Annotated in this window: 17 protein-coding genes; 9 read left to right on the top strand and 8 right to left on the bottom strand. The window is 61.8% G+C overall.

Annotated features, from left to right (window positions below; translation table 11 throughout):
• The first annotated feature begins 65 nt into the window (after positions 1 to 65).
• Genes PSH78_RS21030 through PSH78_RS21020 form a run of 3 tightly spaced genes read left to right on the top strand, consistent with a single transcriptional unit; the run spans position 66 to position 2907 of the window.
• The gene (locus PSH78_RS21030; protein ID WP_305496504.1) at positions 66 to 440 is read left to right on the top strand and encodes a GtrA family protein; all 375 of its coding nucleotides are present in this window, start codon (positions 66 to 68) and stop codon (positions 438 to 440) included.
• The gene (locus PSH78_RS21025) at positions 437 to 1387 is read left to right on the top strand and encodes a glycosyltransferase family 2 protein (protein ID WP_305496502.1); all 951 of its coding nucleotides are present in this window, start codon (positions 437 to 439) and stop codon (positions 1385 to 1387) included. The genes PSH78_RS21030 and PSH78_RS21025 overlap by 4 nt, the downstream gene beginning before the upstream one ends.
• A gap of 47 nt (positions 1388 to 1434) precedes the next feature.
• Positions 1435 to 2907: a glucosyltransferase domain-containing protein gene (locus tag PSH78_RS21020; RefSeq protein ID WP_305496500.1), complete on the top strand. Its 1473-nt coding sequence runs from the start codon at positions 1435 to 1437 to the stop codon at positions 2905 to 2907.
• A gap of 177 nt (positions 2908 to 3084) precedes the next feature.
• On the opposite strand, the gene PSH78_RS21015 is transcribed toward PSH78_RS21020, so the two are convergent.
• From PSH78_RS21015 to PSH78_RS20990, 6 genes are all read right to left on the bottom strand, one after another.
• Positions 3085 to 4704 (bottom strand): FMN-binding glutamate synthase family protein, encoded by a 1620-nt coding sequence (locus PSH78_RS21015; RefSeq protein WP_305496499.1) that lies wholly within the window; start codon positions 4702 to 4704, stop codon positions 3085 to 3087.
• 207 nt (positions 4705 to 4911) lie between these two features.
• On the bottom strand, positions 4912 to 6318 hold the full coding sequence (locus PSH78_RS21010) for an ATP-binding protein (RefSeq protein WP_305496497.1): 1407 nt from the start codon (positions 6316 to 6318) through the stop codon (positions 4912 to 4914).
• Positions 6315 to 8120: a DAHL domain-containing protein gene (locus PSH78_RS21005; RefSeq protein ID WP_305496495.1), complete on the bottom strand. Its 1806-nt coding sequence runs from the start codon at positions 8118 to 8120 to the stop codon at positions 6315 to 6317. The genes PSH78_RS21010 and PSH78_RS21005 overlap by 4 nt, the downstream gene beginning before the upstream one ends.
• A complete protein-coding gene (locus PSH78_RS21000; protein ID WP_305496493.1) occupies positions 8117 to 9076 on the bottom strand; it encodes a cytochrome-c peroxidase in 960 nt (319 codons plus the stop codon). The genes PSH78_RS21005 and PSH78_RS21000 overlap by 4 nt, the downstream gene beginning before the upstream one ends.
• Positions 9077 to 9116: 40 nt before the next feature.
• Complete coding sequence (locus tag PSH78_RS20995) at positions 9117 to 10991, bottom strand: EAL domain-containing protein (protein WP_305496491.1); 1875 nt, start codon at positions 10989 to 10991, stop codon at positions 9117 to 9119.
• Positions 10988 to 13279 carry an EAL domain-containing protein gene (locus tag PSH78_RS20990; RefSeq protein WP_305496489.1) on the bottom strand — a complete coding sequence of 764 codons (2292 nt, stop codon included), beginning with the start codon at positions 13277 to 13279 and terminating at the stop codon, positions 10988 to 10990. The genes PSH78_RS20995 and PSH78_RS20990 overlap by 4 nt, the downstream gene beginning before the upstream one ends.
• 226 nt (positions 13280 to 13505) lie before the next feature.
• Here PSH78_RS20990 and PSH78_RS20985 point away from each other — a divergent pair, with 226 nt between their 5' ends.
• The 4 genes from PSH78_RS20985 (at position 13506) to PSH78_RS20970 (ending at position 16658) form a co-directional block, all read left to right on the top strand.
• The gene (locus PSH78_RS20985; RefSeq protein WP_305496487.1) at positions 13506 to 14873 is read left to right on the top strand and encodes an HD domain-containing phosphohydrolase; all 1368 of its coding nucleotides are present in this window, start codon (positions 13506 to 13508) and stop codon (positions 14871 to 14873) included.
• 212 nt (positions 14874 to 15085) lie between these two features.
• The gene (locus PSH78_RS20980; protein WP_305496485.1) at positions 15086 to 15502 is read left to right on the top strand and encodes an NUDIX domain-containing protein; all 417 of its coding nucleotides are present in this window, start codon (positions 15086 to 15088) and stop codon (positions 15500 to 15502) included.
• Positions 15503 to 15525: 23 nt separating this feature from the next.
• A complete protein-coding gene (locus PSH78_RS20975; RefSeq protein ID WP_305496483.1) occupies positions 15526 to 16164 on the top strand; it encodes a LysE family translocator in 639 nt (212 codons plus the stop codon).
• Complete coding sequence (locus tag PSH78_RS20970; protein ID WP_370870993.1) at positions 16161 to 16658, top strand: N-acetyltransferase family protein; 498 nt, start codon at positions 16161 to 16163, stop codon at positions 16656 to 16658. The genes PSH78_RS20975 and PSH78_RS20970 overlap by 4 nt, the downstream gene beginning before the upstream one ends.
• Positions 16659 to 16826: 168 nt before the next feature.
• Here the strand turns inward: PSH78_RS20970 and metR are convergent, their stop codons facing one another.
• Positions 16827 to 17744, bottom strand: a complete 918-nt coding sequence (gene metR / locus PSH78_RS20965; protein WP_060740854.1) for a transcriptional regulator MetR — start codon at positions 17742 to 17744, stop codon at positions 16827 to 16829.
• A 307-nt stretch (positions 17745 to 18051) separates the two neighbouring features.
• Here metR and PSH78_RS20960 point away from each other — a divergent pair, with 307 nt between their 5' ends.
• Positions 18052 to 19071 carry an alpha/beta fold hydrolase gene (locus tag PSH78_RS20960; protein WP_305496480.1) on the top strand — a complete coding sequence of 340 codons (1020 nt, stop codon included), beginning with the start codon at positions 18052 to 18054 and terminating at the stop codon, positions 19069 to 19071.
• 168 nt (positions 19072 to 19239) lie between these two features.
• On the opposite strand, the gene PSH78_RS20955 is transcribed toward PSH78_RS20960, so the two are convergent.
• Positions 19240 to 20121 (bottom strand): LysR substrate-binding domain-containing protein, encoded by an 882-nt coding sequence (locus PSH78_RS20955; RefSeq protein ID WP_305496478.1) that lies wholly within the window; start codon positions 20119 to 20121, stop codon positions 19240 to 19242.
• Between the two features lie 110 nt (positions 20122 to 20231).
• On the opposite strand from PSH78_RS20955, the gene PSH78_RS20950 reads away from it, so the two are divergent.
• Entirely contained in the window at positions 20232 to 21860 is a 1629-nt protein-coding gene (locus PSH78_RS20950) for a 5-guanidino-2-oxopentanoate decarboxylase (protein WP_305501342.1), read from the top strand.
• The last annotated feature ends 27 nt before the right edge of the window (positions 21861 to 21887 follow it).

The raw sequence follows: 21887 nt of genomic DNA, 5'->3' as shown, positions 1-21887 counted from the left end.
AACGCAAGACCGCGTGTTGAAGGCGTTGGACGTCATGTCCGGCGGCACTGACCGTTGGAGGGAGCATGAAAGCGATATGGAATGGTTTTTTCAGTTATTCACTCGTCGGATTGGCCAACACACTGATCCACTGGCAGGTGTTCTTTGTGCTGCGCGTGGCGTTCGACCTCGATCAGTCGACGAGTAACTTCATCGCTTTTTGCCTCGCCGCGACATTTTCCTTTTATGCCAATGCGCTTTATACCTTCGAGGCCAAGCTCTCGGTGCCGGGTTATATGCTGTTCCTGTGTGTCATGGGCGCCCTGAGTTTCATCGTCGGGCATCTCGGGGATCGCTGGCAGTTGCATGGCCTGCTGACCGTCGCGGCGTTCTCGCTGTTGAGCCTGGTGCTCGGTTTCCTGTTTTCCCGGTTTGTCGTGTTTCGCGGACCTCGTCCATGAAGATTTCGCTGATCGTTCCGGTGTACAACGAAGAGCAGGCCATCGGCCTGTTCTACCAAAGTGTCCGCGAGCATCCGCAGCTCCAGGACCATAGCGTCGAGATTGTTTTCATCAACGATGGCAGCAGCGACCAGACTGCCGCACTGGCGCGTGAGATAGCGTTGGCGGACAGCCAGGTTGTATTGATCGACTTCTCGCGTAATTTTGGCAAGGAGCCGGCCTTGTTTGCCGGAATCGAACACGCCAGCGGTGATGTGGTGATCCCGATGGACGTGGACCTGCAAGATCCCATCGATGTCATCCCCCGGATGATCGAGCAATGGCAAAAAGGCGCCGAAGTGGTGCTGGCCAAGCGTCGCAGTCGTTCATCCGACAGTTACCTGAAGCGGCGTGGAGCGGCGCTGTTCTACCGCCTGCTCAATCGGATTGCCTACCCGCACATTGAACAGAACGTGGGCGACTTTCGGCTGATGGACCGCAAGGTCGTGGAGGTCATCAAGACCCTTCCCGAATACCAGCTGTTCATGAAAGGCGTACTGTCGTGGGCCGGTTTCAACACCGTCATCATCGAATACGACCGCGCCGGCCGCGCCGCTGGCAACAGCAAGTTCAACGGCTGGAAGTTGTGGAACCTCGCACTCGAAGGCATCACTTCGTTCAGCACAGTGCCTTTACGGTTGTGGACGTACGTCGGCAGTTGCATTTCGTTGGTTTCGTTGCTGTATGCCGCTTACCTGATTCTGGACAAGTGGATCTTCGGAAACGATCTGCCCGGTTATCCATCGCTGATGACCGCGATCCTGTTCCTGGGCGGCGTGCAACTGATCGGGATTGGCGTGTTGGGTGAATACATCGGGCGCATTTATCTGGAGACGAAACATCGGCCCCGGTATGTCATCAAGGAAATGATCCGGGGCGGAACACCCAAGATGCGAGATGAACCGTGAGCCAGTCCTTGTGGGCCAGGATAATGACGCCACGGGAGGTGCTGCTGTTGTTCCTGACGGCCAGTTTTCTTCATATCTTTCCCCTGGTTCAGGCTGATTATTTCTATAACGACGATAACTGGCGGGCGCTGGTGGCGGGAGAGGGCTGGCGCGAGGAAGGGCGGGTTGTCATCGAGCTGTTCTACAACGCACTTTCGTTTGGTTCGAAAGCGCCGGATCTGTTCCCCTTGCCATTGTTCATCGCGACTGCGGGCATCTCGTTTGCGTTGAGGTCGCTGACGTTTTTCTATTTCGAACGGCCGACGTTTGTTCATTGCCTGGTCGTCCTGCCGATCTGGTACAACCCCTTCTTCTTGCAGAACCTGTCCTACCACTACGACGGACCGGCGATGGCATTGGGACTGGTGGCGCTTGTCTACGCCGTCATCTGGACCAACGACAGGGCCTGGCGAGACGTATGGATACCGGCATCGCTGCTGGCCGTGGCCCTTGCGATCTATCAAGTGCTGATCGGTTTTTTTATCGCCATGTGTTGTGTCGAGGTGATTAGACAGGTGTGGGCGGGCAAGCCGTCGGAGCAAGTACTGCGGTTCATTGCGCGCAAGCTTCTGGTCATTATCGGCGGCGTATTGGTCTATTACGTCACGGCTTATCAACTGATGACCGGAGCGCGTCAGGCGTTGCTGCCGCTGGAAGCCAGCAGTCTGGTGGAAATAGGCGACCGGCTTGTTTTTCTTGCGTATCTGTTGATGGAAGGGGCCCGACCTTGGGTCTGGAGCGGTGCGTTGCTCATGCTGGTCGGGTTCGCATGGGCAGGCATCGGGTTGTTCCGTCGCCCAGACCTGCTTTGGCGAAAAGCACTGCTGTTGCTCGTTTATCTGTTGACCCTTCCAGTGCTCTTGTTCTGCATCCCTGGTATCACGCTGTTATTTGCCGAGTTCAACCACGGTGCCAGGACCCTGGTGGCTTTTTCGGCATTGTTATTGCTGACGTTCTTTATGAGCCTGCAAATACTCACCCGTGTTCATGCAGGCCTGGGACTGGTCTTGCTGATTCCGTTGTTGGCGATGTTGTCATTCTCCTTCGGACACGGCCGTGCCCTGTCGCTGCAAAAGGAACAGGAAGCCGTGGTCCTGGCTTCGCTGGCTTATGACATCAACCATTCACCGCTGCGCGATAAGAACCGCCTCTACATGATCCCCGAACTGAAAGCCAACTGGCTCCCGGCGGCCAGCGGATTGTTCGCGGCGATGCCGGCTCAACGGTATGTGCTGGGCGTAGGTTACGTATTACTGCCGGAAAGCTTGCCACGGGCGGGCATCACCAACGTGTACCTCGCCAAGGATGCAGAAATGGTTGCATCGATCCGGCGCGGGGATTTTCTGCCGGTGGTGTCTACTGGGTTTTATGACCTGTTTGTCATCAATGACAGCGGCTACATCTTCATGAAAAAACCGCAGGGTGATCCTGATGTGGCGCCCAAGTTGTGTTTGATGGTTGATATCGAGCGGTGTCGCTGAACGTCCGCATAGCAAACACAGCGCATCACCCCGTGGCGAGGGAGCTTGCCCCCGCTCGGCTGCGCAGCAGTCGCAACCGGGCTGGCGCGGTCTGACTGCAGTAGCGCGGTGCCTGTCTTGGGGCCGCTGCGCGCCCCAGCGGGAGCAAGCTCCCTCGCCACGAGAGCGGACGCGAAGTTAGGCCGCCGCGATTTCCTGGGGCTCAAAACTGTCCGCCCGCGCCAGCTGCCACATCCGCGAATAGAATTCGCCGTTCACTTCACCAGTCAACAGCTCCCCGGGTTTGAGGAAAACATGCAGCTGGGAAAACAGCTTGATCTCGGTGGCCGACATGCGCCGCACCAGGTGCTTGGGTTGCAGTTGCGAAGGGTGGTCGAGGCCGGCGGCGGCGAGCATTTCGGCCAGGGCCTTGAGGGTGTTGCGGTGGAAGTTGTAGACCCGCTGGGCTTTGTCCGGGACCACCAGGGCGCGCTGGCGCAGGGCGTCCTGGGTGGCGACGCCGGTGGGGCATTTGTTGGTGTGGCAGCTTTGTGACTGGATGCAGCCGATGGCGAACATGAAGCCGCGCGCGGCGTTGGCCCAGTCGGCGCCGATGGCCAGGACACTGGCGATGTCGAAGGCGCTGACAATCTTGCCGCTGGCGCCGAGCTTGATCTTGTCCCGCAGGTTCAGGCCCACCAAGGTGTTGTGCACAAACAGCAAGCCTTCGCGCAGCGGCACGCCGATGTGGTCGGTGAATTCCACCGGCGCGGCGCCGGTGCCGCCTTCCTTGCCGTCGACCACGATGAAGTCGGGCAGGATTCCGGTTTCCAGCATGGCCTTGGCGATGCCCATGAATTCCCACGGATGCCCCAGGCAGAACTTGAAGCCCACCGGTTTGCCGCCGGACAGCTCGCGCAGTTGCTGGACGAACTGCATCAGTTCGATAGGCGTGGAAAACGCGCTGTGGCAAGACGGCGAAATACAATCCTCGCCCATGAGGATGCCCCGGGTCTCGGCAATTTCCCGGGTGACCTTGTGCTTGGGCAGGATCCCGCCGTGGCCCGGCTTGGCGCCTTGACTCATCTTTATTTCGATCATCCGCACCTGCGGGTTCTGCGCCTGGATTGCGAAGCGCTCCGGGTCGAAACGCCCGTCGGAGGTGCGGCAACCGAAGTAACCGCTGCCCAATTCCCAGGTCAGGTCGCCGCCGTGTTCGCGGTGGTAAGGGCTGATGCTGCCTTCGCCGGTGTCATGGGCGAAATTGCCGAGCTTCGCGCCCTGGTTCAACGCCCGGATGGCGTTGGCACTCAGGGAGCCGAAGCTCATGGCCGAGATGTTGAACACCGACGCCGAGTACGGCTGGGTGCATTGCGGGCCGCCGACCGTGACGCGAAAGCCGCTGGGGTCGCTCAACGGGGCCGGGCGCATGGAGTGGCCGATGAATTCAAACCCGGTCTGGTAAACGTCGATCAAGGTGCCGAACGGTTTGTCGGCGCTTTCGTTCTTGGCCCGCGAGTACACCAGCGAGCGCTGGGCGCGGGAAAAGGGCAGGGCGTCGCTGTCGGATTCGAGCAGGTACTGGCGGATCTCCGGGCGGATGCCTTCGACCAGGTAGCGGATGTTCCCCAGGATCGGATAGTTACGGCGTACCGCGTGACGGCTTTGCAGCAGGTCGAACACCCCCAGCAGGCTCAGCAGCCCGGTCAACAGCACGATCGGCCAGAGCCAGTCGTGTTGCAGGAACGGCAGGCTGGCGAGGGTGAAGATCACACAGCCGGCGAAGAAGGCGTAGCGGCTCAGCAGCGATAGGCTCATGCGGGTTCCTTGGGGAGGGGCGATGGGGGCGCAGAGATTTTGCGCTTGCGTTGAAACGGCAGGCAACAGGAACCCTGTGGCGAGGGGATTTATCCCCGCTGGGCTGCGAAGCAGCCCCAAAACCGACAACCCGGTGGGCCAGGTAAATTGAATTGCTTTCAGGGGGCTGCTGCGCAGCCCAGCGGGGATAAATCCCCTCGCCACAGGTCACCCCGCCAACTTCATCTGCCGTACCGGCAGCTCCACACGAAAGGTGGTCCCGACGCCGACTTCGCTGCGCACGGTAATCTCGCCGTTATGTTTCTTCACGATGCCGTAGGACAGCGACAGCCCGAGCCCCGTGCCCTGGCCGATGGGTTTGGTGGTGAAGAACGGGTCGAAGATTTTCTGCAGGGTTTCCGGTGGGATGCCTGAGCCGTTGTCGGCGACTTCGATCCAGACGTTGTCGCCCTCGACCCCGTTGCGCAGGGTGATGGTGCCGCGCTCGGGGCCGATGGCCTGGGCGGCGTTGACGATCAGGTTCATGATCACCTGGTTGATCTGCGACGGCAGGCATTCGACTTCCGGAAGGGGGCTGTATTGCTTGACCACGTCGGCCTTGTACTTGATTTCGTTGGCGACGATGTTCAACGTCGAATCCATGCCCTGCTGCAGGTTTGCCATCTGCCATTCCTGGCTGGAGTCGACGCGGGAGAAGTCCTTGAGGTCCTTGACGATCTGTCCGACGCGAGCGATGCCGTCCTTGGATTCCTTGATCAGTATTGGAATGTCCTCCACCAGGAAATCCAGCTCCACCTGTTCGCGCAGGCTCTTCAGATTCATCGCCAGCTCCGGCGAGGCAATCGCCTGTTCCGCGCTGCCATAGGCCTGGAGCATCTCCTCGAGTTTGCTGAAGTAGCCGCCCAAAGCGCCGAGGTTGGAAGAAATGAAGCCGATCGGGTTGTTGATTTCGTGGGCCACACCGGCCGCCAGCTGACCCAGCGAAGCGAGTTTTTCCGACTGCACGAGCTGGCTTTCAAGCATCTTGCGTTCGTCGATTTCCATCTGTAGCAATTCGCTGGCCTGCTTGAACGCCAGGGTGCGTTGCTCCACCAGGTCTTCGAGCTTGTTCATTTTCAAACGGGCACGGGAAGTCATTTCCCATTTGGTGGTCAGGGTATTGGCCATCTGCTGGACTTCGATGTTGTCGAAGGGCTTTTTCAGTATGAGCAGGCGGTCATGACCGTTCAGGCGGTCGAGCAATTCGTCCCAGGAATAATCCGAATACGCGGTGCAGACCACCACCTGCAATTGCGGGTCGACTTTCCACAGCTCTTCGATGGTCTTGGCGCCGTCCCAGCCTTCGGGCATGCGCATGTCGACGAAGGCCAGGGCATAAGGAAGCTCCTTGGCCAACGCCCCTTGCAATTTGCTCAAGCCTTCCTGGCCACCGTAGGCCGAGTCGAGTTCGAACACGGTGGCGGCGGGTTTCGGGGCCTCGCCGAACAGCGCGCTTTCCATGTCCTGCAGGTCGCTGTCGCTTTCGTCCTCCGGGGTCAGGATCTTGCGGAAATCTTCGTGGATGGCGGGCGTGTCATCAATCAAGAGGATGCGCCGGTTGCTCAGGCTGTTCATGGCTCACCTTCTGCGAGTTTCAGAGGCAACTGCAATACAAACGTCGCCCCGGTACCCGGCCCCTCGCTGTGTGCGGTGAGGTGGCCGTTCATTTCAATCGCCGCCAGTGCGCAACTGTGCAGGCCGAACCCGTGGCCGTCCTTACGGGTGGTAAAGCCGTGGGCGAAGATGCGTGTCATGTTCTCTTCCGGGATGCCTTCGCCTTCGTCCTTCACGCTGATCTGCAGGGTCTCATCGTCTACGACGGTGGCCTTGAGCGTCATGTTCCGTGCATGGTTGGACACCCCGGCCATGGCGTATTTGGCGTTGCTGATCAGGTTGATCAGGATCAGCAGCAGGCGATGTTTGTCGCCCATGATCCGCGGCACTTCGCCGTAGTCCTTGATGACCGTCACATGGTGGCGGGTCAGGGCACCGGAGTTCATGCGCAGGGCATCTTCGAGCAGTTCGCTGACCACCAGGGGTTCCATCAGGCTGTTGGCGCCGGCGTAGGACTGCTGCGTGGAAACGATGTCCTTGATGTGGTCCACGCTCTTGCTCAGTTGCGCCAGTTCGTCGGTCAGGCTTTGTTGTTCCACCGCGATGGCTTCCACCAACTGGTTGAGGTAGCCGGGCAACAGCTTGCCTTTTTCGTCCTCGGTGAGGAAATGCCCCAGGTCGTGGTTGTGTTCGTTGATCAGGTTCATCGCCTTGCCCAGCCCCAGGGCCTTGCTGCTGCGCAGCTTGCGGCTGACCAGGTCGGCAGAGATGTTCACGCTGTTGAGCACGTTGCCGACGTTGTGCAAGACGTTGGTGGCGATCTCTGCCATGCCGGCCTGGCGGGCAGTGTCCATCAGTTCGCTCTGGGTGTCCTTGAGCTGGCGGGTGCGCTCTTCGACCCGTTGTTCGAGTTCGTCGTTGGCGGTTTGCAGGGCACTGTTGACCCGCTTGATCTCGCCGAAACTGCGCACCAGCCGAACCGCCAGCCAGATCAGAATCAGCACCAGGAGAGTAGCGAACACCAGCAACATAATGTGGTTGCGCTGATGCTTGGCGGCGGCTTTTTCCTGGTCCTTTTCCAGAAGTTGGGTGATGGTGTCCAGGCGGGCGGCCAGGGGGACGGCCTCGAAGTCGCGCAGTAGCTGGTTGACCAATGGTTGCTCGCGCAGGATCAGCGCGATGTGCCTGCGCAGGATTTCCACGGAGCTGACGAGCCCTTCTGGCAAGCGCTCCTTGTTGATATCCAGCTGGTTGAGGCCCATCAGGATTTCGGCAGCCTGGTCTTGGGTGGTGATCTGCGCGAACTCCAGCGTGGCGAGCAGCAGGTCGTAGGTATCGATGGTGGCGCTCTGCAGCCGAAGCTTGTCGTTGTCGGACAGCAGGGAGAACTGGCGCTGGATATCGTCTTCGGCGGTGGGCAGGAAAGCTAGGGAGTTGCGCAGCACCGCGTTATGGGACTTGAACTGTTCCACCAGGCGGGTTTTTTCCTTGAGCGCCTTGAGGTACTCGTCGCGCTGGGCCGACCAGAGCTCGGGCGCATGGCGGCCCGGCTCCGCCTCGATGGCATCGAGGCGCTGCCACAGGCGCGTCATTTCATTGAGCGGCGAGACCAGCGGGTCGTAGTTGTGGCTCAGGGCGATTCGCGACTTGAGCACTTCGTTGTCCCAGATCCCGTCCTGCTGCTTGAGCAAGCGGATCAGGTCGCGCGATTCGATGTGCGAGGCGGCTTGCCGGGCGCCTGATTCGATGTACATGAACAACAGGATCGAAGCCAGCAAGACGCCGATGAAAACCAGGCCGAGGCGGCGGGAGAGACTGTTCATAGCGGCTTGCCCTCCCATTCGCCGGTGAGGGTCTTGAGGAACTCGACGATCAGTTGGGTATCGTTTTTCAGCGGTTCGCGACCCAACTGGTACTTGAACATGACTTCCACCGCGCGCTCCAGGGTCGGCGCGGAACCGTTATGGAAATACGGCGCGGTGACGGCCACGTTGCGCAGGCTCGGCACCTTGAACACCTGGCGGTCGGCTTCGTCGCCGGTAATGTTGAAGCGGCCTTCGTCGGCCCGGGTGGGGTTGCCCTGGTCCTGGATGTAGTCCCCCATCACCCCGAACTTCTGAAACATGTTGCCACCGATGTTCACGCCCTGATGGCAGGCAATGCAGCCGTATTCCTTGAAGCGCTGGTAACCGAATTTCTCCCGAGGGGTGAGAATGTCCGTGTTGCCCAGCAGGTATTGGTCAAAGCGCGAATTCGGCGTCAGCAGGGTGCGTTCGTAATCGGCGAGCGCACCCTGGATGTTGGGCTGGGTCACGCCGCCGGGGTAGGCGTCGGCAAAATCCCTGGCGTAGCCTGGATCATCGGCGATGCGCTTGACCACCGTTTTCCAGTCGCTGCCCATCTCTGCGGGGCTGGTGACGACGATATGCACCTGTTCTTCCAGGGTATCGACGCGGCCGTCCCAGAACTGATGGAAGTTCAGGCTGGCGTTGAACACGGTGGGGGTATTGACCTCCACCGGCTTGCCGTCGAAGCCCAGGGAAAACTGCTTGTCATCGGCGCCGCCCTTGTCCAGGCGATGGCAGCTGGCGCAGGACAGCGTGTTGTTGACCGACAGCCGTGGGTCGTTGAACAGCCGCTGGCCCAACTGGACCCGCTTGGGGTCCAGGGCCGGAGCGGCAGGCAGGGGTTTGAGCGGTTCGTCCAATGGTTCTGCGTGAGTGGTCACGCTGTATCCCATAAGCAGGCAGAGAGCCAGAATCAGTCCGTGTGACGCCATGGGATGCTTTCCTTGAAACTTCGGTTAGGGACTCGATTGCTCATGAAAACGGATTCGGTTTTTTTTCCCATGCAGCCATCCACTGGGCAAAGGCCTGCGGCTCCACGGCCTTGCTGAAGTAATAGCCCTGGGCTTCCTCGCATTGGTGAACCTTGAGGAACTCCAATTGCTCGCGGGTTTCCACACCCTCGGCAATGATGTGCAGGTTCAAGCTCTTGCCCAGGCTGATGATGGTGCTCACCAGTTTCGCGTCGTTGCTGTCGATGCTCAGATCGCCGACGAACGACTGGTCGATCTTCAACACGTCCACCGGAAATTTCTGCAGGTAGCTCAGGCTCGAATAGCCGGTGCCGAAGTCATCGATGGCCAGCCGTACCCCCAGTTGCTTGATGGCCTTGAGGGTAGCGACGGTGGTGTCGATGTTCTGCATGAGCACGCTTTCGGTGATCTCCAGTTCTAACTGTGTCGGGTCCAGGCCGGTTTCCTTGAGGGTGCGCGCAATGCCTTCGACGAAACCGCGCTGGCGAAAATCGATCGCCGAGACATTCACCGACAGGTACAGCGGCCGCATGCCATCTGCCTGCCAACGACAGGCCTGCTGGCAGGCTTCCTGAAGCACCCATTGGCTCAGCGGCACGATCAGCCCGCTGTCCTCGGCCACCGGGATGAAATCCGACGGAAAGACGAGCCCCTGGTCGGGCCGGTTCCAGCGCACCAGCGCCTCGACACCGACCACCGCGCCGCTCGTCAGGTCGAGCTTGGGTTGGTAATGCAGCACGAATTCCTTGCGTTGCAGGGCCAGGCGCAAACCCGATTCGATGGTCTGCTGCTGCCGTGCCCGGCGGTTCATGTCCTCGGTGAAAAAACGGTAGTCGTTGGGGCCGGTCTCCTTGACGTTGCGCATCGCCGTCTCGGCTTTCTTGATCAGCGCCACGGCGTCGAAACCGTCGGTCGGGTACACGCTGATGCCCAGGCTTGCCGTCACCGTCAGGTCATGGCCGTCGATGGGGTGCGGAGAGTTGATCGCCGCGAGCAGTTTTTCCGCCACGCCCTTGATCAATTGCGGATCGGCGACGTCGCCGAGGATCACCACGAATTCATCGGAGCCGTAGCGAAACACCGAGTCGGATTCACGCACCACGGTGGCCAGGGTACGTGCCACTCGCTTGAGCATTTCATCGCCCACCGGATGGCCCAGCGCATTGTTGATGCGCTTGAAGCGGTCGAGGCCGATGAACATCACCGCCAGCTGCCGGTCATGCCGACGGCACTGGGCCAGGGCCTGGGTCAGGCGGTCGCCGAGCAGCATGCTGTTGGGCAGTTCGGTGAGGACGTCGTATTGCAGCAGGTGAGAGACCTTGAGCAGTTCCTGGACCCGCTCTTCGATCGTGCGCTCCAGGCTGCGCATTTTCCGCGCTGCGTCTTGCGCCAGTTGCCATTTCCAGGTCATGGCGCTGGCCATCTGGCGGATTTCCAGGGTGTCGAACGGTTTCTTGAGGATCAGCAACTGGTCGTCGAACTCGATGCGTTCGGACATGGTTTCCCAGGAATAGTCCGAATACGCGGTGCACAGGGCAATTTGCAGCCGCGGGTCGGCCTTCCACAGCTGTTCGATGGTTTGCAGGCCGTCCCAGCCCGGCGGCATGCGCATGTCGGCGAATACCAGCGCATACGGCTGGCCCTCGGCCTGGGCGCGCTTGACCAGTTCCAGCGCTTCCTCGCCCTGATAGGCCGAGTCGATCTGGAATTGCAATCGATTGACCTGCGGGGTGCCGAACAGCAGGCTCTCGGTGTCGTCCAGCGAATCGTCATTGCCGGCGCTGGGGCTGAGGATCTTGCGAAAATCCTGGTGGATGGCGGGCGTGTCGTCCACCACCAGGATTCGCCGGTTGGCAGGTACCGACATGGGGTTCATGGGTTGCTCTCCGATAGCTGGCTGGCCGGTCGGGTCCAGTGGTCGGCCACCGGGACGATGGTGCCGGCCTTGAGCAGTGCGGCAGCCTGGTCGCTGTCGACCACGGTACTGAAGTAATGCCCCTGGGCCTGCATCGACCCGCCGCTGGACATCAGGGTGGTGCGTTGTTCCTGGGTCTCGACGCCTTCGGCGATGATGCCGATGCCGACGTCCCGGGCAAAGTTGATGATCGCCCGCAGGGTCGTGGCGTTTTCCGGATCGGCGTTGGCGCTGTCGAGGAATCGCTGGGCCAGCTTGAGGTGGTTGACCCGATAGGTCTTCAGATAATCGAACGAGGAATACTCGGTGCCGAAGTCATCGATGGCGACCTGTACGCCGAGTTCGCACAGGCGTGGCAGCACGTCGTTGTGGGTCCATTTGGTCTGGGCCAGGGTCGCTTCGGTGACATCGAAGCGCAGGTCCCAGGGCGCCAGCTCCCAGCGCGCGGTGGTGCGCAGCACGTCGTAGATCAGTTCCGGGCCGGTCTTGAGCTGGGTCAGGGACAGGTCGATGGCGATCACCGGCGGCGCCATGCCCTGGTCGCGCCATTGGCGCATCTGCTGGCAGGCCTGGTCCAGGACCCAGTGCCCGAGGCCGATGATGATCCCGGTTTTCTCGGCGGCAGGCATGAACGCCGCCGGCTCCAGCCAGCCGCGCTCGGGGTGGTTCCAGCGTACCTGCACGCCCATGCCGAGGATCTTGCCGGTACCGAGGTCGACTTCCGGCAGGTAATGCAATTGCAGTTCGTTGTTCTCGATGGCCTGGCGCAGGTCATTGGCCAGGGCGACCCGGTCGGTGACCTCCTGATTGATCTCTTCGTTGTGGAAGTGATACTGGTTGCGGCCCTTCTCCTTCGATCGGTACAGCGCCATGTCGGACTGCGCCATCAGGCTGTCGGCACTCAGGCTTTGCGGCGTGTACAGGCTGATGCCGATGCTCACCGAGATGCGCACATCGTTGCCGTCCAGGGAGTAGGGCGCCACCAGCGCGTCACGGATTTTGCCGGCCAGCGCGGCGCAGTGCGTCGCTTCATGGACATCCAGTTGCAGGATGGCGAATTCATCGCCGCCCAGGCGCGCCACCACGTCGTTTTCCCGGGTACAGCCCTTGAGGCGCGCCGCGACTTCCTGCAACAGCAGGTCGCCGATGGGGTGCCCGAGGGTGTCGTTGATGCGCTTGAAGTGATCCAGGTCCAGGTAGAACATCGCGAACGGCGCCGCCCCCCGGCGCGCGGCGGCGAACGCCTGGTGCAGGCGCTCGATCATGGTGGCGCGGTTGGCGAGCCCGGTCAGGCCGTCGGTGCGGGCGAGCAGGGCGATCTTTTCCTCGGCCACTTTGCGCTCGGTGATGTCGAGGATGATGCCTTCGACTTCGAGCAACAGGCCTTGCTCGTTGCGCACCGGAATGTAGCGGTTCTCCACCCAGCGAAAGGTGTCGTCTCCGGTGCGCATGCGAAACTCGATGGACGCCCCGACCGTGTCTCGGTCCAGGACGCGGACCATGGCCTCCTGGACCTTGCCCTGATCGTCGGGGTGGATCAGGGTTTGCGCCCAGTCCGGCGAGCTGATCAGTTGCGCCGCGACATGGCCGAACTTGGTGATGTTGTGCGAGATGTACATCAGCGGGAACGGCGGCTCGCCACGCAGGCGATAAAGGATGGTCGGGCTGTTCTGCACGATGATGTTGGCGTCGGCCAGTTCCCGGGTGCGTTCCTCCACGGCCCGTTCGAGCATGTCCATTTTCAGCGCCGCGTCTTCGGTCATCTGCCATTTGACGGTGAGGGTGCTTGCCATCTGGCGGATCTCGATGGCGTCGAAGGGTTTCTTCAGGATCAGCAGGCGGTCACCCAGTTCCAGGCGATCGGCGATGTCCTCCCAGGAGTAATCCGAATAAGCGGTGCACAGCGCCACTTGTAGCTTGGGGTCGACGCGCCACAGCCGCTCGATGGTTTCAAGACCGTCCCAGCCTGGCGGCATGCGCATGTCGATAAAGGCCATGGCGAAGGGTTTACCCCGGGCCAGGGCCGTTTCCACCTTGCTCAAGGCCTCCATGCCTTGAAATGCCGATTCCAGCTCGAAACTCTGGGCGGCGATCACCACCGGTGCGCCGAACAAGGCTTCTTCGGCGCTGCTCAGGCTGTCTTCGGGGATCACATGGGGGGCGAGGATCTTTCGGAAATCCTCATGAATCGTTGGCGTGTCGTCGACGATCAGGATCCGCCGATTGGATCTATCCATCGGCAGGCTCATGGCCGTGCACCGTCGAGATGCTGACTATGGAACCGTGGGAACATCTGATATCCCTTTCGCTGGCATGAGTATTCGGCCTGTACTTGGCCCTTCATGAGGTACAGCATAGTCGGCTCAAGGAAACCGCGCGGTGCATGGTGGCAAATTGTGTCTAAATGTCTGCTATCTACTAGCCTGTCTGTCAGGGGTAAGGTAGAACGGTGATCGTCAATAGGAGGGGGTGCCAATGGAAGATCAGTCGTCGAACGTTCCTGCTGCGAAGCCGACGGTGTTGCTGGTGGATGACGAAGAGTCGATTCTCAACAGCCTGCGTCGGCTGTTGCGCAGCCAACCGTATGAAATCCTGCTGGCCGACAGCGGTGCGAAGGCCCTGGAAATCCTCAAGGAGCGGCCGGTCGACCTGGTGATGACCGACGCCCGGATGCCCAACATGGACGGCGCCACGCTGCTGGCGGAAATCCGCAAGCTGTATCCATCGACCTTGCGCATCCTGCTCACCGGCTACGCCGACGTGGACATGATGACCAAGGCCATCAACGAGGGGCAGCTCTACCGCTACCTCAGCAAACCCTGGAATGACGAGGAACTGGTGCAGGCCCTGCGCCAGGCCTTGGCCCACCAGCATTCGGAAAGCGAGCGTCAGCGCCTCGAAGCGTTGAACCGCGAGCAGAACCAGCAACTCAAGACCCTCAACGCCACGCTGGAAAAACGCGTGGCGTCGCGCACCGCCGAGCTGCAGCAGACCGCCGACATGCTCGACCTGGCCTACGAAGAGCTCAAGCGCAGCTACGTGACCGGCACCGAAGTGTTCTCGCTGATCGCCAACCTGCGCCTGCCCAAGGCCAAGCAGACTAACCGGCAGATCATCGAATTGATCCGGGTCTACAGCCGGCTCAACTTTCTCGACGAGTCCACCGACCGCGACCTGACCATGGCCGCCGCGCTCTACAACATCGGCAAGCTGAGCTGGACCGATAACATGATGGTCACGCCCGCCGACATGCTGCACCACAGCGAACTGGAGTTGTACCGCGCCTATCCGAAGCAGAGTGAATCGCTGCTGATGACCCTCGACCCGATGAAGGACGCCGCGCGCATCATCCTCCATCACCAGGAGCGCTGGGACGGCAGCGGTTTTCCCGATCACCTCAAGGGCGAGGCGATTCCGTTCGGTTCGCGGCTGTTGAAACTGGCGGTGGACTTCATCGAATTGCAGCGCGGGTTGATCCTGGAGCGGCAGATGAACAGCGATGAAGCGCTGGTCTACATCCGCAAGTACGCCGGCAAGCTGTACGACCCGAACATGGTCGAGGACTTCATCAAGGCCTGCGGCGAATACCTGGAAGACGTGACCCTGTCCGACCCGACCGTGAAGGTCACGACGACGCGGGAGCTGGCGGCGGGCATGGTCCTGGCCCGCAACCTCAATGCCGACAACGGCATGCTGTTGCTCAATGCCGGCAAGGTCATGAGTGCTCCGCTGATCGAAAAACTCATCGCCTTCGAGGCGATGGAAGGGGCGCGGTACAGCGTGTTCGTCAAGATCCCCGAGGAGGAAGCGGATCCTGCGGCGCCGAAGCCGATTTTGGGGTGATGAAAATCTGCCAGACGATGGGTTCCCTGTGGGAGCGAGCTTGCTCGCGATAGCGGAGTGTCAGTCAAATATTTTCAACTGATCCACTGCCATCGCGAGCAAGCTCGCTCCCACAATGGGGCTGTGTCGGGTTGGAGATCTGTGCCAGGCTTTGCTCCCACCGCCTGCCCCTGTACCCTGCCCGGCATTTTCTGCCCGAGGCCTTTTTGACCATGACCATTGCTCTCATCCGTATCGCCGCCGCCCTGCTCATCGGCCCTGACGGCCAGACCTTGCTGGTACGCAAGCGCGGCACCCAGGCCTTCATGCAACCGGGTGGCAAGATCGAGGCCGATGAACAACCGGTCCAGGCCCTGGCTCGGGAGCTGGAGGAGGAACTCGGGCTGAGGATCGATCCGGCGCAGGCTCGTCACCTTGGACAGTTCAGTGCGCCGGCCGCCAACGAGCCGGGTTTTACCGTGCAGGCCGAAGTGTTTTTGCTGGACATCGACGCCCCGGTTTCTCCCGCCGCCGAGATCGAGGAAGTGCGTTGGATCGATCCGGCCGGCACCGGCGATTTGTTGCTGGCGCCGTTGACAGGCGAGGTGATCCTGCCGTTTTATCGAGCCACTGGTCTCGCGACCTGCTGATTCAAGACTCAAGGACTGATGCCATGATTCCATTGCCGGACCTGCTGGTTTTCGCCGCCGCCGCGTTGTTGATGGTGCTCACGCCCGGCCCGAACATGATCTACCTGATTTCCCGTTCGATCTGCCAGGGCCGCAAGGCCGGCGTCACTTCCCTGCTTGGCGTGGTGGCGGGCTTCTTCGTGCATATGTTCGCCGCGGCGGCGGGGCTGACCGCGGTGTTCCTGGCGGTGCCGATGGCGTATGAAATCCTCAAGTGGGCCGGTGCGCTGTATCTGCTCTGGCTGGCCTGGCAAGCGGTGAAGCCGGGGGCTCGCTCGCCGTTTCAGGCCCAGCAGTTGCCGGCGGACTCGACCCGCAAGCTGATCACCATGGGGTTTCTCACCAGCGCCCTGAACCCGAAGATCGCGGTGTTCTACCTGTCGGTGTTCCCGCAGTTCATCAGCCCGGAGCACGGCTCGCTGTTCACCCAGAGCATCATCCTCGGGCTGACGCAGATCAGCGTGAGCTTCAGCGTCAACCTGCTGATCGCGCTGTTCGCCGCCGGCATCGCCTCGTGGTTTGTCCACAACCCGAGCTGGCTGGCGGCGCAGCGCTATTTCATGGGGTTTGTACTTGGCGCACTGGCCCTGCGACTGATGCTTGAGCAACGGCGTTCGGCGTGAACATCCGACGGCTGAAGGTGGCGGATGCCCAGGGCTATCGGGAGTTGATGCTCCAGGCCTATGAGCTGCATCCAGAGGCTTTCACCTCCAGTGCCAGTGAGCGGGCGACGCTGCCCATCAATTGGTGGGAGTCACGCCTGACCAGCCGGCTCGATGTGATCCTCGGGGCATTCGTGAAGGACGAACTGGTGGGTATCGTCGGCCTGTCCCTGGAGCCTCGGTTGAAGGCCCGGCACAAGGCGACCCTGTTCGGCATGTACGTCGCCGCAGCCCATCGCCAGGGCGGGCTTGGCCAGCATTTGGTCCGGGCGGCCCTCGACGAAGCCCGTCGTCACGCCTTTCTGCGGTTGGTGCAACTGACCGTCACCGCCGGCAATGACCCGGCCGTCAAGCTTTACCAGCGCTGCGGCTTCGTTTTGTACGGGCTCGAACCGATGGCGATTCGCGTGGGCGATGAGTATTTCGACAAGATCCACATGTGGCTTGAACTCTGAACCGAGCGAGCATCACCGTTGCGCTTTGTGGCGAGGGGATTTATCCCCGTTGGGCTGCGCAGCAGCCCTGAAGCACTGAACTCAATATTCCCGGCATACCGAGTTGCCTGGTTTGGGGGCTGCTGCGCAGCCCAGCGGGGATAAATCCCCTCGCCACAAAGGCCCTTGTCAGCGCACGGCACTGACCCCGTCGAGGGTGGAAAACGATGTGTCCTTGGCCGTCAGCAAAAAATCGCGCATGTACGGCGCGTCGAGCATGTCGGTGCGCACCGCCGCGTAGAGCGTGGCGAACAGACCTTTCTCACCCAGCCGCTTGGCCTTCACGTAGCCTCGTGAGCTGTATTCATGCAGTGCCCAGTGAGGCATGCCGCAGACGCCCCGGCCGCTGGCGACCAGTTGCATCATCATTACCGTCAGCTCGGAGGTGCGAACCTGGGCCGGTTCGATGTCGGCCGGCTCCAGGAAACGGGTGAAGATGTCCAGCCGGTCGCGCTCCACCGGGTAGGTGATCAGGGTTTCGCTGATCAGGTCTTCGGGCACGATGTACGGTTTGCCCGCCAGTCGATGCTGGTTCGCCACCGCGAGCATCGCCTCGTAGGTGAACAGCGGCACGTAGGTAATGCCCGCCAGTTCCAACGGGTCGGAAGTGACCACCAGATCGAGGTCGCCCCGGGCCAGGGCCGGCAGCGGGGCGAAGGCGAAGCCCGAGGCCAGGTCCAGCTCGACTTCCGGCCAGGCATCGCGGAACTGGTCGATGGTCGGCATCAGCCATTGGAAGCAACTGTGGCATTCGATGGCCATGTGCAAACGCCCGGCAGTGCCGCCGGCCAGTCGCGCGATATCCCGCTCGGCGCTGCGCAGCAATGGCAGGGCGGCATCCGCCAGTTGCAACAGGCGCAAGCCGGCGCTGGTGAACCGGACCGGTTTGGTCTTGCGCACGAACAACTGCATACCCAGGCGCTCTTCAAGTTCCTTGAACTGGTGGGACAGCGCGGACTGGGTCAGGTGCAGCCGCTCGGCGGCCTCCACCAGGCTGTCGGCTTCGCGCAGGGCGTGCAGGGTCTTCAGGTGACGGAGTTCAAGCACCGGAATGGCTCCATGAGTAAAATTTGTGATCAGCACGAAAAGGTTGAGTTTGTCTCATGTGGGGCCGGCTGTCGACAATGACCCCCAATCTACCTGTCTCCACGGTGCTTCAGACGGACCCAATGGGCTGCTACGCACTGGAGCGCCAGCCGGCCCAGCGGGAGCAAGCTCCCTCGCCACGGAGAATCGGGGTCGCAGATAACCACTCGGCAATCTTCATCAAACTGTCACGCAACTGTGGCAGCGCGCTTGAACGAACTTCATCAGACTTGCGCTCCATTGGGGTTCTGCGTTTTGGTGTTTGTTCATGCGTGTATTCATTTTCCTGGCCGCGTTGTTGTGCGGCCTGCCGTCGTTGGCGGCTTCTCGTTGTGATGTCAATGTCGCGACCCAACGGGTCGACCTGGACCAGGTAAGCCTGGCGTACCAGAGCATCGGCCGTGCTTCGGATCCGGCGCTGCTGCTGGTGATGGGGCTGGGCGGTCAGTTGATCCATTGGCCGGACGAAGTGGTGGTGGCGCTGTGCGAACAGGGTTTCCGGGTGATTCGCTACGACAACCGGGACGTGGGCCTGTCCGCCTGGCGCCAGGCCCCCGGCACTGCCAACCTGACCTTCGAAGCCTTGCGCTACAAGCTTGGCTTGCCGGTGGCCGCGCCTTATACCTTGACCGACATGGCCGCCGATGGCCTGGGCTTGATGGATGCCTTGCAGGTGCAAAGCTTCCATGTACTGGGCGTGAGCATGGGCGGGATGATCGCCCAGCACATGGCGGCGATGGCGCCGCAACGGGTCGAGAGCCTGACCCTGATCATGACCAGTTCCGGTGCCGCCGGCTTGCCGGCGCCCAGTGAAACGCTGGTGCAGTTGCTGTCACGGCGCAGCGCGCCGAATCGTGAAGTGGCGCTTGAGCAACAGGCCGACCTGCTCGCCGCGCTGGGCAGCCCGATGGTGGTCGATGACCGGCAGGCCTTGCTGCATCAAGCCGCCGTGGCTTACGACCGGGCCTTCAACCCCGAAGGTGTGAAGCGCCAGATCATGGCAATCCTGGCCGAACCGAGCCGGGTGGCGCTGCTCAATCAATTGCAGGTGCCGACCCTAGTGGTCCATGGCACCGCCGACCCGCTGCTGCCGGTGATGCATGGTGTGCACCTGGCGGCGCATATTCGCGGCAGCCAGTTGAAACTGATCCCAGGCCTGGCCCATCGCTTTCAAGAGGCCTTCAAGGAACCCTTGCTGGGCGCGGTGTTGCCCTACTTGCAGCAGCACCGTGAAGACACCTCGCACTGGGCGCAGGTCGAGCCGGCGCAGGCGCCTAATCTGCTTTAACTCACTCCGAGGCGCTTTTGTGGCGAGGGGATTTATCCCCGCTGGGTTGCGCCGCGACCCTAAAGCTTCGCGCCCAGGTGTGTCAGGCAGACCCCATCGCAATGCTAGGGCCTGCTGTGCAGTCCAGCGGGGATAAATCCCCTCGCCACAAGGGGGGCTTCAGGGCGGCTAGCGTCGGTGAGCTTCCCCCACCAGCCATTCCATCAATTCCTGCAACTGCCCAGACACCTGGGCCTTGCGCGGGTACACCAGGTGATAACCCAGCCCGGTCCTGACCTTCAATTCGAACGGCGCCACCAGCCTGCCGGCGCTGAGGTCGTCGCCGATCAGCGACCAGTCGCCAATTGCCACGCCTGTGCCTTGGGACGCCATGGACATGGCCAGGTCCAGGGTTTCGAAGTGCTGGCCCTTGCTGACGTTGTTCAGGTGGACGCCGGCCTCGGCGAGCCAGGCGTTCCAGTCGCGCTCGTCGGTGGTGGGGTGCAGCAGCAAGTGCTGTTGCAGGTCGGCGGGCGAGCGCAACGGTGCGGGGCCTTCCAGCATCGGCGGGGAACAGACCGGCGTCAGTTGTTCATCGAACAGGTGCAGACAGGCCAACGACGCATCGGGCGGCGGGCCGTAGACGACCGCCGCGTCGAAGGTTTCGCGTTGGAAATTCACGCCGTGCCGGACCGTGGTGGTCAGCTCCACCGGCACGTCTGGCCGTTCCTTCTGCCATTGCAGCAGGCGCGGCAGCAACCAGCGCATCACGCAGGTCGGCGCCTTGAGTTGCAGGGCCTGGCGTTTCTCGCCGATCTGCTCCAGCGCCTCGCCGATCAGGCCGAACACCTGCTGCACCCGCGGCAGCCACGCCTGGCCTTCGGCGGTCAGGCTCAGGCCACGCGCCTGGCGGTGAAACAGCGGGTAACCCAGGTGCGCTTCCAGCCCGGCAATTTGTCGGCTCACCGCACCTTGAGTGATGTGCAACAGTTCCGCCGCGCGCGTGAAGTTGCAACATTGGGCGGTGATCAGGAAGGTGTGCAGCGCCGGCAGCGGAGGAAGTCGTTTCATTGAGGCCGAGCCATGACTTGAAGACATGGCTAGTATGACTTTTTATCGATTGTTGTCGCTATGGCCCGACCGTTCCAATAACGCCATTCCCGAAGAACAAGGCGATGGCAATGGCGACGTGCGGCGAAGTATTGGTCCAGTTACTCGAAGCTTATGGTGTGGAGCAGGTGTTTGGCATTCCTGGCGTGCACACCGTCGAGTTGTATCGCGGGCTGGCCCGTTCGAGCATCCGCCATGTGACGCCGCGTCACGAACAGGGCGCCGGGTTCATGGCCGACGGTTATGCGCGGGTCAGCGGCAAGCCGGGCGTGTGTTTCATCATCACCGGGCCGGGCATGACCAACATCGCCACCGCCATGGGCCAGGCCTATGCGGACTCGATCCCGATGCTGGTGATCTCCAGCGTGCAGTCGCGCAGCCAGTTGGGCGGCGGGCGCGGCAAGTTGCATGAGCTGCCGAACCAGAGTTCGCTGGTGGGCGGCGTGGCGGCGTTTTCCCATACATTGATGTCGGCCGCCGAGTTGCCCGGCGTGTTGGCCCGCGCCTTTGCGGTGTTCCAGGCCGGGCGCCCCCGACCGGTGCACATCGAAATCCCGCTGGACGTGCTGGTCGAGGACGCCGATGCCCTGTTGTGCAGCGCCCCGGTGCAAGTCAGCCGCGCCGGGGCTGCGCCAGACGCCGTGGGGCAGATGGCGGCATTGCTGGCGACGGCCAGGCGGCCACTGATTCTTGCTGGCGGGGGCGCCATCGACGCAGCAGCCGAATTGACCGAACTGGCCGAACGCCTCGGTGCACCGGTGGCGTTGACCATCAACGCCAAGGGCTTGCTGGCGTCCCGGCACCGGTTGCTGATCGGCTCTACCCAGAGCCTGGTCGCGACCCGGGCCCTGGTGGCCGAGGCCGACGTGGTGCTGGCCATCGGCACCGAACTGGCCGAGACCGATTATGACGTGACCTTCGCCGGCGGCTTCGAGATTCCCGGTGCGCTGCTGCGCATCGACATCGACCCCGACCAGACCGTGCGCAATTACCCACCGAAACTGGCGCTGGTAGCCGATGCGCGAAGTGCTGCTCGCGGCTTGCTCGACGCGCCGAGCCTGCAAGCGCCCGATGCACGCCAGGACGATTGGGGCGCCGCTCGTGTTGCACGATTGCGGGCCGAACTCGACCGGCAATGGGACGCACCGACTCGCGCCCAGACCATGTTCCTCGACAGCGTTTTACAGACGCTGCCTGACGCGGTCTTTGTCGGTGACTCCACCCAGCCGGTGTACACCGGCAACCTCACCTTCAATCTCGAACAGCCGCGCCGCTGGTTCAATTCCTCGACCGGCTACGGCACCCTCGGCTACGCATTGCCGGCGGCGATCGGCGCCTGGCTTGCCGGTGTCGATAACGGCCATGGCCGTCCGCCGGTGGTGTGCCTGATCGGCGACGGCGGCCTGCAATTCACCCTGCCGGAACTGGCCAGCGCCGTGGAAGCGCGGGTACCGGTGATCGTGTTGCTGTGGAATAACCAGGGCTACGAAGAGATCAGGAAGTACATGGTCAACCGTGCCATCGAACCGGTGGGCGTGGACATCCACACGCCGGATTTCATCGGCGTCGCCAAGGCGCTGGGCTGTGATGCCGAGGCGGTTGAGGATGTGTCGTCATTGCGGGTGGCGTTGCTTGCTGCATGTGAGCGGCAGGGGCCGACGTTGATCGAGATTGATCAGGCGCGTTGGAAGCCGGAGTAACTGAGGTGTTGCGGCTGGCCCCTTCGC

It is taken from the genome of Pseudomonas sp. FP198, from assembly GCF_030687895.1.
Classification (GTDB): domain Bacteria; phylum Pseudomonadota; class Gammaproteobacteria; order Pseudomonadales; family Pseudomonadaceae; genus Aquipseudomonas.
The sequence above is the reverse complement of the archived record's forward strand: the minus strand, read 5'-3'. Positions and strand labels throughout refer to the sequence as shown.

Excerpts from the sequence above, each read along its gene's own strand:
- PSH78_RS20950 (WP_305501342.1), top strand. The coding sequence starts at position 20,232 with ATGGCGACGTGCGGCGAAGTATTGGTCCAGTTACTCGAAGCTTATGGT.
- PSH78_RS21025 (WP_305496502.1), top strand. The coding sequence starts at position 437 with ATGAAGATTTCGCTGATCGTTCCGGTGTACAACGAAGAGCAGGCCATC.
- PSH78_RS20955 (WP_305496478.1), bottom strand. The coding sequence starts at position 20,121 with ATGAAACGACTTCCTCCGCTGCCGGCGCTGCACACCTTCCTGATCACC.
- PSH78_RS21015 (WP_305496499.1), bottom strand. The coding sequence starts at position 4,704 with ATGAGCCTATCGCTGCTGAGCCGCTACGCCTTCTTCGCCGGCTGTGTG.
- PSH78_RS21005 (WP_305496495.1), bottom strand. The coding sequence starts at position 8,120 with ATGAACAGTCTCTCCCGCCGCCTCGGCCTGGTTTTCATCGGCGTCTTG.
- PSH78_RS21000 (WP_305496493.1), bottom strand. The coding sequence starts at position 9,076 with ATGGCGTCACACGGACTGATTCTGGCTCTCTGCCTGCTTATGGGATAC.
- PSH78_RS20990 (WP_305496489.1), bottom strand. The coding sequence starts at position 13,279 with ATGAGCCTGCCGATGGATAGATCCAATCGGCGGATCCTGATCGTCGAC.
- PSH78_RS20980 (WP_305496485.1), top strand. The coding sequence starts at position 15,086 with ATGACCATTGCTCTCATCCGTATCGCCGCCGCCCTGCTCATCGGCCCT.
- PSH78_RS20960 (WP_305496480.1), top strand. The coding sequence starts at position 18,052 with ATGCGTGTATTCATTTTCCTGGCCGCGTTGTTGTGCGGCCTGCCGTCG.
- PSH78_RS20975 (WP_305496483.1), top strand. The coding sequence starts at position 15,526 with ATGATTCCATTGCCGGACCTGCTGGTTTTCGCCGCCGCCGCGTTGTTG.
- PSH78_RS20995 (WP_305496491.1), bottom strand. The coding sequence starts at position 10,991 with ATGAACCCCATGTCGGTACCTGCCAACCGGCGAATCCTGGTGGTGGAC.
- PSH78_RS20985 (WP_305496487.1), top strand. The coding sequence starts at position 13,506 with ATGGAAGATCAGTCGTCGAACGTTCCTGCTGCGAAGCCGACGGTGTTG.
- PSH78_RS21030 (WP_305496504.1), top strand. The coding sequence starts at position 66 with ATGAAAGCGATATGGAATGGTTTTTTCAGTTATTCACTCGTCGGATTG.
- PSH78_RS21010 (WP_305496497.1), bottom strand. The coding sequence starts at position 6,318 with ATGAACAGCCTGAGCAACCGGCGCATCCTCTTGATTGATGACACGCCC.